This window comes from Alteromonas stellipolaris (assembly GCF_001562115.1).
Classification (GTDB): domain Bacteria; phylum Pseudomonadota; class Gammaproteobacteria; order Enterobacterales; family Alteromonadaceae; genus Alteromonas; species Alteromonas stellipolaris.
This window is the reverse complement of the sequence record NZ_CP013926.1, coordinates 1,218,124-1,235,846: the sequence shown is the minus strand read 5'-3', so window position 1 is coordinate 1,235,846 and position 17,723 is coordinate 1,218,124. Positions and strand designations below refer to the sequence as shown.

The window sequence follows — 17,723 nt, the reverse complement described above, 5'->3', positions numbered from 1 at the left end:
ATTTACGACCTCTTGGAGCGTGCCAAACGTAAAGCATCTGCATTTACTTTTACCACCATACCTGAGTCTAACTGAACATGAATACCGTCTTTGGCAATTTCGGTGATAACGGCTGGCATAGGTGTTTTACCTAATTTAACCGTTACGTTCGTACCTTGTTGCATATCGGCATCAGTCAATTTAGCCGGTGGTGTTTTACTTGGTCTCTGAATTTTCGGTTTAGTTCCCTGCTGGCCTTCTTTGTTGCTGCCTGCAGGCGCCGAACCAGAAGATTTCGGACGTGCAAATTGACGTTTTTCTTTCTTTTGAGGCTGCTGAGCTTGCTTAGCTTTACGCTTTTCGGCGGCTTTCGCTTTGCTTTCTTCTAGCTGCTTCTGTGCATGATCGGCATGCTCTTTCTCAATAGTTTCCCCTTCAACACCATCTAAGTCGACACGGTTAGCGCCTTCTTTGATGCTGTAGAGGTAACGCCAGCTGTTTGTATAGTGGCGAAGTGTAGAGCGAAGTAATGTTTTACTCACTCGTTCTTCGCTTTCTAAACGCTGGGCTAGATCTTGAAAGATGCCAATCTTAAGTGGTAGGGCTTCGCCTTCAATACTAAAGCATTTAGGGAAGGTCTCGGAAAGGAAAGCGATAACTTCCTTACTGCTAGTAAACTTTTCTGGTGATTCCATTAAACTTTCTAAATTATTCAAGAGATTTCTTCATTACTCTCATCATCCCAAGTTGCCAGCGCGTGGTCAACCCAATCGAGTAATTCGTCATCGTCAATTTCTAATAAATGTTTATCTTGTTGCCAAGACTCCCAACCGTGTTGCAATAATTGTTCAAGCCGATGAGTTTCAATATCTTCATCGGCCCTATCATAAATTGCGTGAAGTACGAAATTTAATCGTTCTGACGCTTCATCAGGGTCATCATGATTGTCTTCCATATCTTCATAAGTAGATAGTACTACATGGATGTCAACGTTGTATTTCATAACGATTGCTGAGATTCAATAAGTATATCGGCTATTTTACACAACCCAAGCTCATCTTGCTCGTCGAAACGAGAAAATTCTGGGCTATCGATATCTAAAACACCAATTAGTTCGCCATTTACCACAAGAGGAATGACAATTTCGGAGTTTGAAGCGGCGTCGCAGGCAATGTGGCCAGAGAAGGCATGAACATCTGCAATGCGCTGAACTGTGCGGGTTTCAGCGGCAGTACCACACACCCCCTTCCCCATAGGAATACGGATGCAAGCGGGTTGTCCTTGGAAAGGACCTAACACTAATTGCGCTTCTTTATAAAAATAAAAACCAGCCCAATTTACCTTATCGAGATGGTTAAAAAGTAGTGCACTGATGTTCGCCATGTTGGCAATGACATCGTGCTCACCAGCAACCAGGCTTTTCGCCTGGCTTATTAACTGGGCGTATTGTTCTTCTTTCAAACGGTTACCCTGCTATTGAATAATAGTAAAACTAACGTTTATGCGCGCTTCAACGGTTTCTTGCCCTGGTAAAGAAACAGACATTTCTTTAGCAAACGCATCTGCGCGCATAACTGGAACGGGCATATTGCCACCAGATTCAGAGATTGCAACTACTTCACCCACTTCAACGCCTAATTCCTTCGCTAAAAGTGCTGCTCGCGCCTTGGCATCTTTCACCGCTGCGACTAAAGCTGTTTGGTATGCGTTGGTTTGCGTTGTACTAACAAACGAAAATTGTTGAATACGATCGACACCCCGTCCTAGTACACCGTCCAACACTTTATCATAGTTTTCAATATTGGAATCAGTCACTGATATTTCGCGACTTAAGGTAAACCCTTCTTGCACTCGGCCGTTAGGACTGTTCACGTATCGTGGTGTTAAACGAACCTGCATAGATTGAATGTCGTTACGTTCAATGCCCTGCTCTAGCAAAAAGCTAACAACAGATCGTAAATCCGACGCAAGGGCAGTATTAAGCTTCCCAACGGTTTCGCCTTGTTCTTCAATAACAAAGGTCACTGAATACGCATTAGGCGTAACTGACATTGCGCCTGTGCCTTGTACATGAATAAGCTGTTGTTGCGCCATTGATGCCGTACTTAGCATTGTGGCAACTATACCCGTTAATAATACCATCGGTGATAAGCGCTTGCGTGCGTTAATACGTTTTAAAGGCGCCGCTAGTTTACTGATTGAATTCATTCAAAACTCCGTGTTCATTATCATTAATTCAGGCAAATCATAAGTAACGGTAAGTGAACGTATTATGAACCGCAACTAAATCATTCATAAAACAGGCGAGTTAACTGATACGTGAGTTTTAATAAAAAGCATTATTTTTTGTTTTAAAGGGCAAAAATAAAAAGTGGGCACGATGGCCCACTTTATATTTTATGAATGTTTATGCACCAATTTTCAGTCTATTATTTCAATACTTTTTGTAAGGATGTGAGGCAATGGTCAATATTACGAGGCTTACAGGCATATCCCATTAATCCAATGCGCCACACTTTACCTGCAAATTCGCCTAAACCCGCACCAATTTCTAAATTGAAATCGTTAAGTAACCTTGAACGAACTTCAGCGTCATTAACACCATCTGGAATATTGACTACATTAAGTTGAGGGAGACGATATTCGGCATCTACGGCAAGCGAGAGACCTAAGCCTTCTAGTCCAGCCACCAGCTCGTTATGACCGGCTTGATGACGTTGCCATGCGTTTTCTAAGCCTTCTTCTTTTAAAATAAGTAAGGCTTCATAAAATGCATACATACTGTTTACTGGTGCAGTATGGTGATAAGCACGCTTAGCCCCTTTCCCCCAATAGCCAACAATTAAGTTCATGTCTAAAAACCAGCTTTGTACTTTAGTTTTGCGGTTTTGAATAACATGCACTGCGCGGTCACTAAAGGATACCGGTGAAATACCCGGTACGCAGCTTAAACATTTTTGGGAGCCAGAATAAATGGCATCAATGCCCCACCCATCTACGTCTAGCTCAATACCGCCTAAAGAGGTAACGGCGTCTACTATCGATAAACAGTCGTACTGTTTTGCAAGTTCACATAAATGTTTTGCATCATTTTCCACGCCGGTTGACGTCTCTGCATGTACGAATGCAAGCACTTTAATATCTGCATCTTTTTTAAGTGCATCTTCTACCGCGTTTAAATCGGTTTGCTTGCCCCAATCGTTTTTAATTACGATGGCTTGACCACCGCAGCGTTCAACATTTTCCACCATACGGTTGCCGAACACGCCGTTAATGCATACCAACACTTTATCGCCGGGCTCAACAAGGTTAACAAAACAAGCTTCCATCCCCGCAGAACCTGGCGCAGAAATAGGCATTGTTAATGCATTTTCAGTTTTAAATGCGTATTGAAGAAGCTGTTTGGTCGCATCCATAAGCTCGATAAATAGCGGATCTAAATGACCAACAGTCGGTCTGGCAATTGCATTGAGAATACGAGGGTTCACGTCTGAAGGACCAGGCCCCATTAAAGTGCGCTCAGGCGGAAGAAAAGTAGAGTGCGTTTGCATATCAGTCCTTAGCAATAATAGTAATAATAGCGTATCTGCATTCTTACAATCTTAACGGCTGGGTACAACAGCTTGTTATGAACATAACTTATATGAATGGAAACGTCTTGCGCCATAATCTTGTCGAGCTTGCGTAAGATGTGGATAACCCGTGGGTATCATGAGGGTAAAGAAAAATCGAATAGATCAGAAACTCCGACCAGTATGAAGCCTATGATTATCCGAAGGTTATTCTCATTTTAATTGGATTAGAGGGTCTGTAAAATAAATTTCACAATGTTTAGTTTATAAAATAAACAAATATGAACTATAGTTATTATCCGTTTGAAAGAATTTGCATGCACTTCTCCCTTGCAATAGTTAGCGCACGGCTCAGCAATGAGCCATTCCCCTATGCCCAGAACCTATGTTCTGGGCATTTTTTATGAAAAGCGCAGCATTTTCGGTGCACAATAGCGCTGAAATAGTGGGGAAAATAAAGAGGAACAGTAGGCGCAAAGAGGGAAAAGGTTATTCTAGGGTACGATGAATGGTCTTGAGCATAATGAATGATAGTAGTGAAAAAACGGGATAATAACGGTTAGCCATTATCCCATAGAGCACATTATTATTAGGCTTGTGTACACTGATTAAACCTCAGAAAGATGCTTATTATAATGTGTTGCATTGTGCGCATAATGCGCAGCAGATGCTTGAAGCTTTTCCTCTACACTACTATCAAGCTGCTTTACCACTTTTCCTGGCGAGCCCACCACTAAGCTGTAGTCTGGAATCTCCATATTTTCGGTAATTAATGCATTTGCGCCAATAATGCAGTACTTCCCAATTTTCGCGCCATTTAACACTACAGCATTAATGCCAATGAGAGAGTAGTCACCTACCGTGCAGCCATGCAACATAACTTTATGGCCCACGGTTACACCTTTACCTAAAGTAAGAGGAATTCCGGAGTCGGTATGGAGCACACTCCCGTCTTGTACGTTAGTAAGCTCTCCTACCGTAATCGCGTCCATATCTGCGCGAATAACCACATTGAACCATACACTGCTGTGGGGTTTTAATATCACATTGCCAATAACATGTGCGCCGGGGGCAATATAACTGGTGCTATCACACTCAGGCGTTAACATTTCAAGTGAATATTGCATAAGCGTTCCTTGTACATAATTTAAAAAACTGTGCTCTCACAACAAAATGTCATTTAGTCGACATCGACTTGTCGCATCAAGCCTTCTTGGGTTGCAGAGGCTACTAACTCACCTTGTTGAGTGAAGATCTGACCTCTCACCAAACCTCTTGCTCCGCCACTAAATGGACTTTCCATTACATACAATAACCACTCATTCATATTAACGGGGCGGTGAAACCACATAGCATGGTCAATAGTCGCAATACGTAGCGATTTGTCGGTAACTGAAATGCCGTGTGGCTGTAATGACGTACTTAAGAAATGGTAATCAGAAGCATACGCTAACGCTGCTTGTTGCAGTGTGATCTCAGGTGCAAGCTCGTTTCTTGCTTTCATCCAAATATAGCGCTTAGCGGGTTGGCGATTAGACTGATAGGAGTTCGCCGCACCTATAGTACGAATATCCACCGGGCGATGATAACTTAATGCTTCTCGCATAGGACGGGCAATTTTGTCGAAGTTTTTTTCATAAAACTCGATATCAGACTGCACTTCTTCTGGCGGCGGCACGTCAGGCATATCTGCTTGCTGATGATGCATACCTTTTTCAGGTACTTGGAATGACGCCGTCATGTAAAAGATGTTTCGACCATCTTGGATTGCTTTTACTCTTCGGGCAGAAAAGCTACGGCCATCTCGTACCACTTCTACATCGTAGACCACAGGTTTCTTTGCATCGCCAGGAAGCAAAAAGTAAGTATGAAATGAATGGGCTATACGGTCTTTATCTACTGTTTCATAAGCGGCAGCTAACGCTTGCCCTAGTACTTGACCGCCAAATAATGCACGAAAGCCCAAATCCCAACTTTGTCCGCGATATAAACCCGCTTCAACAGTCTCTAACTCAAATAACGAAGATAATTTAACCTCAGGCATGCTTTTCTTTCTCTTGTTGCTCAGCGTTCGGGTTTCTTGGGTAGTATTTTTCTGGTAAATACGCCCTGTGCTCAAAAAATCGCGTGTCTTTATAGGGTAACTTCATAAAGCCTGAAATGCCTAGCCCTTTTATTGACGGCACATGTTCCACTAACTTGGCTAATAATTCAGAAAATCTTTCTTTCTCGTGATGATTGAGCAATGTGTAATAACTATGAATCTTTAAATGAGTACTTAAAGCTTCAAAAATAATACAGCCCGTATGGTGAATAGTATTAAGCTCTTTGATAATAGCAATAATGGGCTCAGGTAACTTCAAAAGCTCGTCTGGGTCGTCACCATCTTCAAAGTAAGAATGAGTTCTGGATTCATCTTGTGCCACTGAGGCACGGGATAAATCAAACGGTATTACACATTCCGGTGTTGGTAAAAAAGCATCGTTTTCGGTTTCTCGCTCAATGTGAAGCGTGTTTTTAGCGTTAAACATGCAACACTTAAATACCCCTGGTTTATGGATGGCGCGAGCAAGGTTGATTACATTGTTAACCGCAAGTTCGAAGGCGGTTTTTAATGCCGCATCGTGTAAATTTAAACTGGAGTCTACATAAACGCCGTTAGGCTCCCAGCGAATTGCCATGCCGCCGACAACAGGATAACGGCCTAGCCGACTAATTGCCGACACAAACGCTTTCTCGGTATCGCCCATTCCTTGCAAAAAGTTTTTGTAGTACCGATCGAACTGGGCATCATCGATATAACGTAATGAAGCATCTTCAAATGCAGATTGCTGGCGCAAATAAGATTTACGAGAACTATAAACAACGGTTTCGATGTCATCTTGCGAGTGCGTGATCCAAGTAGGAATACTGGGTATATACTGCGGTACTGCATCTTCTGAAAACACCATATGTTTTAGCACGTGCAAGTTATTGAAGAAGTAGTCTCCTCCTTGTTGCCTTTTTTGGGGGTCGTCACTAAGCATATATTCTAAAATGCTCGCTAACATTTTTGGCAGTCCAAGAGATGAAGGGCGAATAACGTGATGGCCATACCGACATGATTGCCCCGACGCTAAAGCATATAGCGTGCTTGCCATACCTTGCTCATCGAAACGTGGGGATGATAGCGCACCGTTTAGCTGCTCTTCCCCAATGAAATAGACATCACCTAATCGGGCGTTGGTTTGATGAAGCTCGCTAGACATCAAGTCCATCACATTGTTACTAGTGTACTGACCATTTTCGTCTACTTGTGCAAACACGGATGAACCCCAATCGATAAGCCCGATGCGCTCTTTAGGTTCATCCCATACCAAGTTAGAAGGTTTAATGTCGCCATGAACGATAGGTTTGGCGTTGCCTTTTTGAGTGTGCTCTCGAAATACTTGTAACAACTCGCCAAGCTGTACCGCTATTTTGACGATGATCCTTGGCGGGAGTGGCCCCCGTGCTAAACTGACTTTTTCTAAATCATCGCCCGGGGCGCGGCCCATCACCAAAATAGATTGTTTACCTATTTGCTGATATTCAACCAATGCAGGCACATAAGGATGGGAAACTTGAGATAGCATGAAAGCTTCTTCCTCAAGCCGTTCTTGTACATGCTGAGGAAGATTTATTCGAGAAAACTTAAAGACGTGCTCTTGTGTGTTTGGGTTTCTATTAGCACGTGAATCTGAACTTGAGTTCGAGCTTAAATTTTGATTAGGCGCTGTACCTGCAAATGCAAACCCAAACGCCCCTTTTCCCAATAACGAGATATTGCGGTAGCCTAAACTAGCCAATTGGTCGATGCACAGTGCTACCCAATCTTTAAGTTTTTTGGCATCAGCATGTGAGAGCAAATAAATAGACTGCTCATCGGGTATATAAAAATGCGTTAACCCTTTTATCTGAGACATGCCAATTGCCTACCTCTGTGATTGTTTACGCTTGAGTGCTTTAAATCGTTTTTAGCTCTTCGTTAAAAAGAGTCCGCTAAAGGGATTACTCTTCAGTAGTTAGCCATGTCAACGTATACGCAGCATCGCTTCCTAATAGCGGGGTAATCTCATCAAGGGCTTCACTCATACTGACATCAAGCTGCCAAGGTGGATTGATGACACATAAGCCAGAACCGTACATGCCAGCATCGGCGGTATTTTCTTCAACGGTAAGCTCGATAGTGAAACAGGGCTTACCTAGTGCCGATAACAACTCGCACATTTTCTGACTGGCCCCACTTTTAGCCCCCGCTCGCTCTGATAGTAACGGATACCACACTACTATTTGTGCTTGCTGCCAACGCGCTAATACTTTCTTCACAGCACTGACTACATCTTGATATTCAGAAGCCTTTTCGTAGGGCGGATCTATTAATACCGCGCCACGATTAGGTGAAGGTGGCGTAAGTGCAATTAATCCTTCATATCCATCTCTGTGATGAACATGGCTTTGGCTATCGCCAATCTGCCACATGGCATCATCGAGTTTTTCATGTTCAGCAGGATGCAACTCCATAAGATGCAGCACATCGATATCACGTTTTAGCTTGGCACTAATAGCCGGTGAACCTGGATAACATCTATCACTTAAAAACCCGTTACATAGCGACAAATAGGATTGCAGCAAAGGTGAATTTGCAGAAATGTTAGCTACTTTGTCTACCCCAGACTCATACTCTTTATTTTTGGATGCTAAGGCATCATCAAGTTGATAAAGCCCAGCCCCACTATGCGTATCATAAAGGGTGAAAGGCTTATTTTTTTTCTTGAGATGGCTTATTACGCCCATCCAACAAAGGTGTTTAATAACGTCGGCATGGTTGCCGGCATGAAATGCATGTTGATAGCTAAGCACGATATACCATAAGTTGACGCGCATACTGCGCAGGAAAATGTAGTTTAGCTGTCAATAATAACGCTTGGGCTAACGTCCACACAAGCCCGACAGCCCGTTCTGTGTAAATAAGCTCTCTGTGAATAAGAACTATTAAAAGTGCCCCGTGATTAAATCACTGTAGTTCGCACAGTTCTTATTAAAGCACTTGTATTAGATTACTTAAATTAACGAACTTATTTTAACGTAATTGTATTAACGTACTTGCCTATTACTAGGCTGTGGGCCTGCGGCCCACATTAGAATCCTATCGCTATTTCAAATGCATTAGCATGGTTTCTGGCTCTTCAATATAACTAGACCACAAATTATTGAAGCGAACCATAGTAGCGCCATCAATAATACGATGATCACCAGACCAATTCACCATCATGATATTTTGCGCTTCAACACTACCGTCAGCGGCAAAACGGGGAAGCTTTTGAGTTTTACCTAGCGCGACAATAGCCGTTTCAGGCTTGTTGATAACCGGTGTAGCCGTAATACCACCAATAGCGCCAATATTTGAAATGCTGATAGTGCCACCTTTAAGTGCGTCACCGCCCAATTTTCCTTCACGAGCTTGCTCGATAGTGGTATGCATTTGCTGAGCTATGTCGAACAAAGACAGATTTTCTACGCCCTTAATATTAGGCACCAAGAGGCCAATTTTAGCGTCAACGGCAAAGCCGATATTATGATGATTAAAATAAGTAAGCTCAGTACCGTCTTCGTTTAATTGACTGTTAATGATAGGAAACGCTTTTAACGCCAACGACAATGCTTTTACAAAAAAGGGCATAAAGCTAAGCTTTACGTCTTTTGCTTCAAACATAGGCTTCAGTGATTGTCGCAAGGCAATTAGCTTATCCATTCTAATTTCATCGCTCACCGTAAAATGAGGAATGGTATTTACTGACGCTACCATTTGCTTTGCCATAGCCGCACGAATGCCTCGCACTTTTTCGGTATAACTTGATTCACCCGCGTGATTAGGCGTAGCTGAGAGTTCGTCATTATTTGTGCTAACGTTACTCGCACTAACGGTATTCGCACAAACGTTGCTGACATCATGTTTTAAAATACGGCCTTTTTTGCCACTGCCAGCAACAGCAAGTAAATCAATCTCGTGCTCTCTGGCAATACGGCGTACTGCAGGGCTTGCCAAAACTTTGCCCGGTATAGCAATAGGAGGCTCAAAATCCCCGTCTTGCCATTTATCACTAATGGCTAGGTTACCCTGCTCACTGGTATTGTCGTTAACCGGTGAAGCACTGTGGCTAGTAGTTTCGTTAACTCTTTCTGCATTACTTACTTGATCAGTTGCAGCATCAGTCGTTGTGTCATCGGTGCTATTTTGATTACCTTCGCTAGCACTTTCATCTGTATGAAGGGCAAATAATGGGCTATGCACTTGTGCAATATCGCCTTGCTTATAATAAAGCTTATGTACTGTGCCTGAATGCTTAGCAGGAATTTCTACCACTGCCTTATCAGTCATTACTTCAACTACACTTTGGTCTTCAGCAATGACATCACCTTCTTTAACGTTCCATTTGACGATTTCGCACTCAACAATACCTTCGCCAATATCAGGTAAAATAAAATCAATATTCATATTATTGGCTCCCTTTTAATAATGTAACGAGCGCTTAATAGCTTCGTACGTTTTAGTTTCATCAGGCATATATTCGGTTTCATGAGCGAGTGGATAAGGTGTATCTAAACCACAAACACGCGAAATAGGCGCTTCTAAATACAAAAAGCATTTTTCTTGTATAGTCGCGGCAATTTCACTGGCGAAGCCGCCGGTAAGTGGCGCTTCATGGTTAATAAGCAATCGGCCGGTTTTCATTACCGAGTTGATAACGGCTTCGGCGTCCCAAGGTAAAATGGAGCGCAGGTCTATAATTTCGCAAGACACGCCATCGTCTAACGCCATTTCAGCGGCTTTTTGCAATATCTCAATTTGTGCACCCCACCCTAGTAGGGTGATATCAGAGCCTTCTTGTACTAAATCGGCTTTACCAAGTGGCAGTTCATAATCTTCTTCAGGTACATCGGCAATAGACGCGCGATATAAACGTTTTGGCTCAAGAAAAAGTACTGGGTTTTTATCGCGAATAGAGGCTAAAAGCAGTCCTTTCGCTTGGTATGGGTCTCGTGGAATAACCACTTTCAAACCTGCGCAGTGGGCGAAAAACGCCTCCGGTGATTGGCTGTGGTAATGACCACCCGATATACCACCACCATAGGGCGTACGAATGGTAAGACCGCCTACATCAAATTGTCCGCCTGAGCGATAACGCCACTTAGCCGTTTCGTTTACGATTTGGTCAAACGCAGGAAAGATGTAATCACCAAACTGAATTTCAGCAACAGGGAAAGATCCTTGTGATGCAAGCCCATTCGCAAAGCCAATGATGCCCTGCTCGGTAAGCGGCGTATTAAAACATCTGCCTTTACCAAATTTCTCTTGTAGATGACTGGTCGCTCTAAATACACCACCAAAATGGCCCACGTCTTCACCAAACACCATGACCTTTTCTTCCGCTGTCATGGCGGTAATTAACGCATTATTAATTGCCTGTAGTAAGTTCATTTTAGCCATTAGCGAACACTCCCAGACGTTTTAGGATATTTTTTAGGATATTGTTTAATATGTGCTTTTAACGAAGTCAGCTGATCTTGTAGATGCCAGGGTACACTGTCGTACACATCTTCAACTATTTCCTCTATGCCGCAAATAGGAACCGTTTCACTGACTTTTAACGCCGCGAGTACATCTTGACGCGCTTTATCAACTTTGGCTTTGTTCTGTTTTTCATCAAACCAGCCCTTATGGGTAAGCCAATTCGCCATTCTTGCGATTGGATCTTTTGCGCGCCACTTATCTTCTTCATCTCTAGAACGATAGCCCGTAGGATCGTCAGACGTAGAATGAGCCGCAAGTCGGTAGGTCATCGCTTCTATCAGTACCGGACACATTTCTGCTAACGCTATACGGCGTGCTTCCTGCGTTGCAGCAAACACCGCTAGCGGGTCGTTACCGTCTACCCGAATCGTTTTCACGCCGTAGCCAATTCCACGTGATGCAATACCATCTCCAGCAAATTGTTCTTCCGACGGCGTTGAAATGGCATAGCCATTGTTCCGGCAGAAAAAGATAACCGGGCAATTGAGAACAGCAGCCATATTCACTCCAGCATGAAAATCGCCTTCTGAAGCAGCTCCTTCACCAAAATAACAAATAGTAATGGCATCGTTGCCTGCCATTTTTTGCCCATAGGCATAACCTGATGCTTGTGGTATTTGCGTACCTAGTGGGGAAGAAATAGTCATAAAGTTAAGGGCTTTATCACCATAATGGATTGGCATCTGCCTCCCTTTATTAGGGTCGGCTTTGTTGCTGAACATTTGATTCATAAACTGATCAGTTGTATAGCCTCTGAAAGCCAGCGCACCCTGCTCTCGATATTGGCTCATGATCATGTCATTGGGCGATAAAGCAGCTGCGCTAGCAACGGCTGCGGCTTCTTCACCCGTACTTGCTAAATAAAAACTAATTCTTCCTTGGCGCTGCGCTGCCACCATTCTTTCATCGAGAATTCTGATGTATTCCATGGTGTCGTGAATTTTTAACGCCAGTGTTTGGTCAATCTCTGGAAGTTGCGCAGTTTCATGCTCACTTCCATCTGGTTTGAGCAATTGCAGCATGGGAATATCAATTAACCCATTGCCGATAACTTCAACCCTGTTTGTTGTTTTAATTTTTCCGAGATGATTTCTATCTTCCACAATAAACTCCCTGCAATTTGAAGGATTCGAAAGCGAGATTGCTATGGTCATTATGCTAATAGAAGTATGTTGGTGGCGTTGTGCTATTTGTGCAGCGGTTTATCAACTAAATATGATAAAAATTCTTAATATCCTATTTTGATAGAACTAATATCCTAATATTGACCAGCAATGTTAAATTGATGCTAATAGAAGGATAAAAATACGAATTTGTTTTGTAAATGAGTATGCGAGATTCTTAGATAGAGGTAAGTGTTTAACTACCGAATTGACTGTTGTGTAGCCAAATTCCTCCCCCTTTTTTTAGCTAAGATCAAATGAAAAAGTATGACTAAATGTAACAACATGTGTAATTCATATTAATGTTTAATATTCATTACAAAGTGAAAAAAATTATGCTAGAAATATTATTGTCATTGTTATGACAATAAAAATTGGATCAACAAAGCCAATAAAAATAAGAAATTTCATCCATCCAGGGAAAATCCCAAAAACAGGCCGACGGAGGTTACCTGTGAATAATAAAGTGACATTAGCTGTATCTGCTGCACTGATGTCGATGTCCATGCATTCTGCTGCAGAACTATCATCTGCAACAGAATCGTTTTCTGTAACTGCTGATCAACTCAAAGCAGTTAAAGCGACATCGATAAATAAGTACAAGAACACTAAAACAGTATCCACACCTAAAGTACTCTACACCGCTGAGAAAGGACTCGAAAATAAAGACTACATTTACTTTGTACATCTTTCTGACGACGCAGTAGCGAGCTACGATGGCGGTGTTGAAGGCTTAGAAGCCACTAACCCCCAACTTAAAAAACAAGTTTCAGTAACACGATCTAATTCGTCTGCTAGCAAACGCTTAGACGCTTCTCTTCCAGAAGTAAAAGCCTATGCCTCTTACCTTGAGAAGAAACAAGCAGAAGTTATTGCTAAAGCAGAGTCTGCTGTAGGTTCGTTAGAAACAATAGCAGAATATAAATACGCACTAAACGCAATTGCGATAAAAGCATCGCCAGCTGAGGCAGAAGCTATAGCGCGTTTGCCAGGCGTTAAAAATGTTGAACGTGATGAAGTATATCAACTTGATACTGACACGGGACCAAGTTTAATTGGCGCTCCTGCAGTTTGGGACGGCACAGCTAATGAAAGCGGCGTAGGTCGTCAAGGTGAAGGCGTTGTAGTTGCAGTACTTGATACTGGTATCAACAGTGACCACCCTTCTTTTGCTGATGTAGGTGGTGATGGTTACGATCATACTAACCCACTTGGCGCCGATGTTTACTTAGGTGAATGTGCAGTTGAAGCTGAAGTTCGTTGTAATGACAAACTAATTGGTATTTATAGTTATCCGTCTATCTCTGACGTATACACAGACGACACTATCTTCCCACAAGACGGTACTATACGTTTTGGTGAAGATTACAACGGTCACGGTTCACATACTGCAAGTACTGCAGCTGGTAACGTTCTTGTTGATGTTGGTGAAGTTACCGCTGAATTTGACGTAAATGCAAGTGACGGTGTTGCAACTGGTTTCACCTTTGGTCAAATTTCAGGTGTAGCCCCTCACTCAAACATTATTTCTTATCAAGTGTGTCAACCTGGTAACACTGGTGATACCTATGCAGGTTGTACTGGTGCGGCTATGGCTGCAGCGGTAGACGACGCGGTTGAATCAGGTATTGTTGATGTTATTAACTTCTCAATTTCAGGTGGTGGCTACCCTTGGAGTGGTTCGCTTAACGCAGCATGGTTGAATGCACGCAACGCGGGCATTTTTATTGCTCAATCTGCGGGTAATAGCGGCCCTGATCCAGAAACAACTGAGAAACACGCACCGTGGATTACCGTTGTTGCTGCTTCTACACACGGTCGAAGTGTAGAGTATGATAAATCAATCTCTTTCACTGGTGGTGCAACTGAGTTAGGTGCTATCGCTGGTAAGAGTAACTCTGGCGCGATATCGGGTTCAATCGTTTATGCCGGTGATTACACCAATGCAAACGATCCTGATGGCGACCCTGCACAGTGTTTAGAGCCATTCCCTGAAAATACTTTCGCAGGTGAGATTGTTGTTTGTGACCGTGGTGCAATTGCTCGTGTAGCTAAAGCATCTAACGTTGCAAGTGGCGGCGCTGCTGGTTTCGTTCTAGCAAACCTTGCTGACGGCGCAACATCAGTGAATAACGATGCGTATATTATTCCGGGTATCCACGTTGATGCTACAAACGGTGATATGCTGCGTTCATGGTTGGCAGAAGGTGAAGGCCATACTGCGACTATCACAGCATCGGAAGGCATTTTAACAGTGGACGACGACGCGGCTGATATTATGGCTGAGTTCTCTTCACGTGGTCCTAATACATCAATTAGCACACTAACACCGTCGGTAACTGCGCCGGGCGTTAGCATTTATGCTGCTTACTCTGATGAACAGTACGGTCAAGATTCTACAGGTTCTGCACCAGCTGATTATGCCTACCTTCAAGGTACGTCTATGTCTGGCCCTCATGTTGCAGGTGCTGCTGCACTTGTACGTCATGAAAAACCATCATGGACACCAGATCAAGTCCGTTCTGCTCTTATGATGACGGCTACCACCGATGTTCTTAAAGAAGATGGTGAAACCGCAGCAGATTGGTTTGATATGGGCGCAGGTCGTATTGAAGTAGACCTAGCAGTTCAATCTGGCTTAGTTATGGATGAAACAGACGCAAATTATGCTTCTGCTGATCCAGCACTAGGTGGTGAGCCTCGTACACTTAACCTACCTTCTGTTACCGACGACAACTGTGTAGGTTCTTGCACATGGACTCGTACCGTAACAGCAACTAAAGACGGCTCTTGGTCTGTAGACGGTGTTGCCATTTCAGATGGTTTAGACATTACTGTTACACCTGCTACCTTCGACTTAACTGCTGGACAATCTCAAGAGTTAACGATTGAGATTGACGCATTCCGTGCAGAAAGTGACGTTTGGTCGTTTGGTCAAATCAACTTAGTTTCTGGTTCATCTCCAGACTTACACCTTCCTGTTTCAATTGTCGCTTCTAACGGTAACTTACCTGATGAAATTGACTTTGAAGCACATCGTAATCAAGACTCGTACTTGCTTGAAGATGTAATGGCAGTTGAGATTACTGATCTTCAGGTTACGTCTTACGGCCTAACCAAAGCAACGAAAGTTGAAGGTATGGTTGCGCAAGATTCAGACAACAATGACTACCTAGATGATTTAGAAGATGGCTTGCACATTACGCAAATCGAAGTACCTGAAGGTACACTTCGGTTAGTAGCAGCAACCATGGATACTACGTCGCCAGATCTAGATTTACGCATTTTGTTTGACTCAAATGCAGACGGTATACCTCAAGAAGATGAAGAGGTTGCTATTGCCGCAACTGCTGCAACTGAAGAGTATGTAAGCGTTGAAATGCCAGCAGCAGGAAGCTACTGGGTAATTGTACAAAACTGGGCTGCATCGTCTGATGAAGAAGGTTTTGAAGATAGCTTTGTATTAGCGCATGCCATGGTTGATAACCAGCCCGGTGAAGGGCTAACTATTGATGCTCCTTCAGCTATTCCTCAGTTAACTGAATTCGACGTACGTTTTACTTGGGATTTGTCAGACGCGGTTGAAGGTGATATCTACATTGGTGCTGTTTCAATGGGTACTGATGCTGATAACGTTGATAACCTTGGCATTATTCCTGTAGATATTGTTCGTGCTGAAGATGATGTTTATGTAACTGCTGAGTCTGAAGAGCGTGTTCTACCGGGAGAGGAAGCGACTTTCTATGTAAACGTACTTCCAAACTTTACAACGGAAGACCGCGACTATGAAATTTCACTAACGCTTCCTGATAACGTTACGTTAGTTGAAGGTTCACTGTCTCACGATGGTGTTGCCACTGAAAATACGCTTTCTTGGTCTATTACCCAAGAATCGCTAATTGGTGCTACTCCATCTTATGCAATTACCACTAATGCTACTGACGCATTCTGTGCTAACCCTGACTTTGGTCAAGGCGGTGGATACATCGACCTAGCTGGTTTTGGTATTGGTATAGATGATACGTTAGATGGCGACACCGTAGATGGGACGTATTCACTTCCTGCTTACTTCCTTGGTGCCATGTACGATGCAGTAACGGTAACTGATGATGGTTTTGTTACAGTCGGTAATAGTTTGGGTACATCACCTTGGGTGAACCAAGGACTTCCAGATGTTGCAGATCCAAGTGGTGTTATTGCTCCGTTGTGGCGTGACCAGGAATTTGACGTTGCTAACGGCGTAGGTGTGTCTGTCGCATCTGCTGGCGCTGCTTACACAATCATTGAATGGGATAACATGAGATTCTGGGGTCTTAGCGGAGATTTCGCTGATATTGCAGATTACCAAATTGTTTTCTTCAATGAGCCAGCTGAAGGTCAGCCAAACATCGTATTCTCATACGATAATGTGACACACCAACTTGGTAGTACTTTGCCTGTGACCATTGGTTACGAAGATATTGATGGCGCTACAGGTCAAGCACCTTACTATACGCCTTACAGCCAAGACTTCTTTGATGCAAACTTTGATACAGAAATTGTATCTGGTACGCAAATCTGTATGTATCTTGACGACGTTGATAGCAGCCCTACTCAATTAGCTTACACCGTTATGGTCAATGCTGATGATGCTGGTGGTGCTATTCAAATGATGGCGATGTCAGAAGTGACTAACATCCCTGGTGCAGCGTCTGCAGTATCTGAAACTTACGAAGGTTTACAAGTTGAAGGTCCTCCTGTTGTTACTATCGACGGCATGACAGTGGCAACACTGGAAGTTGTTGAATTGATGGAGTTGAACTTACCTGGTCTAGTAGAAGAGCCAAATGGCGACGCTGTGGACATTACTTGGAAGCAAGTTGAAGGACCAGCAGCTATCATTGCAGGTGCTGGCATAGAAGAAGCTATCCTAGTTGCTCCAGAAGTAACTGAAGATACGCTAATTGTGCTTGAGCTTACTGCTACTGATAGTAACGGTAACACTTCAATGGCAACAGCTAATGTTACGATAAAAGATAACTTACCACCTGTTATCAACATCACTGCTCCGTTTACTGTTGAAGAAGGTGAGTCAATCACTGTTTCTGCTACAGCAACAGACCCAGAAGGTGATGACGTTACATTCACTATCAATGACATCGCAGGCTCAAGTCTAACGACTACAGCGCCTAATACGAATAGCACTATTGCTGTTCAGTTTGAAGTGGTTGCATTTGATGGCTTAAATACAACAACAGAAACAGTAACCGTAAGCGTTACTGATAAGAGCGGTGGTTCAATGGGTTGGTTAGCATTGCTACTTGTTCCAGTTGTATATCTACGTAGACGTAAAATGAAGTAAGCGATATCGCTTAGATATTACTTAAACGTAAAAGGCCGCTGTTAAGCGGCCTTTTTTATATCTGAAGTTTCAAT

The 17,723-nt window shown here is 43.1% G+C and carries 13 protein-coding genes; 1 reads left to right on the top strand and 12 read right to left on the bottom strand.

Features of this window, described 5'->3' with window-relative positions:
- Positions 1-2 precede the first annotated feature (2 nt).
- The 12 genes from proQ to AVL57_RS04985 form a co-directional block, all read right to left on the bottom strand.
- Positions 3-674, bottom strand: coding sequence for an RNA chaperone ProQ (proQ, locus tag AVL57_RS05040; RefSeq protein ID WP_057796152.1), 672 nt, complete (start codon positions 672-674; stop codon positions 3-5).
- 17 nt (positions 675-691) lie between these two features.
- Positions 692-982: a hypothetical protein gene (locus tag AVL57_RS05035; protein ID WP_013784069.1), complete on the bottom strand. Its 291-nt coding sequence runs from the start codon at positions 980-982 to the stop codon at positions 692-694.
- Positions 979-1,440 carry a free L-methionine (R)-S-oxide reductase MsrC gene (gene msrC, locus AVL57_RS05030; protein ID WP_057791774.1) on the bottom strand — a complete coding sequence of 154 codons (462 nt, stop codon included), beginning with the start codon at positions 1,438-1,440 and terminating at the stop codon, positions 979-981. Before msrC ends, AVL57_RS05035 begins: the two co-directional genes overlap by 4 nt.
- A gap of 12 nt (positions 1,441-1,452) precedes the next feature.
- Complete coding sequence (locus AVL57_RS05025; protein WP_138118256.1) at positions 1,453-2,187, bottom strand: SIMPL domain-containing protein; 735 nt, start codon at positions 2,185-2,187, stop codon at positions 1,453-1,455.
- Positions 2,188-2,408: 221 nt separating this feature from the next.
- Positions 2,409-3,530, bottom strand: a complete 1,122-nt coding sequence (locus AVL57_RS05020) for a pyridoxal-phosphate-dependent aminotransferase family protein (RefSeq protein ID WP_197483366.1) — start codon at positions 3,528-3,530, stop codon at positions 2,409-2,411.
- 629 nt (positions 3,531-4,159) lie between these two features.
- Positions 4,160-4,678: a gamma carbonic anhydrase family protein gene (locus AVL57_RS05015; protein WP_057791772.1), complete on the bottom strand. Its 519-nt coding sequence runs from the start codon at positions 4,676-4,678 to the stop codon at positions 4,160-4,162.
- Between the two features lie 53 nt (positions 4,679-4,731).
- Positions 4,732-5,595, bottom strand: a complete 864-nt coding sequence (tesB, locus tag AVL57_RS05010; protein ID WP_057791770.1) for an acyl-CoA thioesterase II — start codon at positions 5,593-5,595, stop codon at positions 4,732-4,734.
- Positions 5,588-7,495 (bottom strand): protein kinase domain-containing protein, encoded by a 1,908-nt coding sequence (locus tag AVL57_RS05005; protein ID WP_057791768.1) that lies wholly within the window; start codon positions 7,493-7,495, stop codon positions 5,588-5,590. The genes tesB and AVL57_RS05005 overlap by 8 nt, the downstream gene beginning before the upstream one ends.
- Before the next feature lie 85 nt (positions 7,496-7,580).
- On the bottom strand, positions 7,581-8,456 hold the full coding sequence (locus tag AVL57_RS05000) for a 23S rRNA (adenine(2030)-N(6))-methyltransferase RlmJ (protein ID WP_231751169.1): 876 nt from the start codon (positions 8,454-8,456) through the stop codon (positions 7,581-7,583).
- 268 nt (positions 8,457-8,724) lie between these two features.
- A complete protein-coding gene (locus tag AVL57_RS04995) occupies positions 8,725-10,068 on the bottom strand; it encodes a 2-oxo acid dehydrogenase subunit E2 (RefSeq protein ID WP_057791766.1) in 1,344 nt (447 codons plus the stop codon).
- A 15-nt stretch (positions 10,069-10,083) separates the two neighbouring features.
- Complete coding sequence (locus AVL57_RS04990; protein WP_057791764.1) at positions 10,084-11,061, bottom strand: alpha-ketoacid dehydrogenase subunit beta; 978 nt, start codon at positions 11,059-11,061, stop codon at positions 10,084-10,086.
- Positions 11,061-12,248, bottom strand: a complete 1,188-nt coding sequence (locus AVL57_RS04985; protein ID WP_061093577.1) for a thiamine pyrophosphate-dependent dehydrogenase E1 component subunit alpha — start codon at positions 12,246-12,248, stop codon at positions 11,061-11,063. Before AVL57_RS04985 ends, AVL57_RS04990 begins: the two co-directional genes overlap by 1 nt.
- 514 nt (positions 12,249-12,762) lie before the next feature.
- On the opposite strand from AVL57_RS04985, the gene AVL57_RS04980 reads away from it, so the two are divergent.
- Positions 12,763-17,649: a S8 family serine peptidase gene (locus AVL57_RS04980; RefSeq protein WP_057791762.1), complete on the top strand. Its 4,887-nt coding sequence runs from the start codon at positions 12,763-12,765 to the stop codon at positions 17,647-17,649.
- The last annotated feature ends 74 nt before the right edge of the window (positions 17,650-17,723 follow it).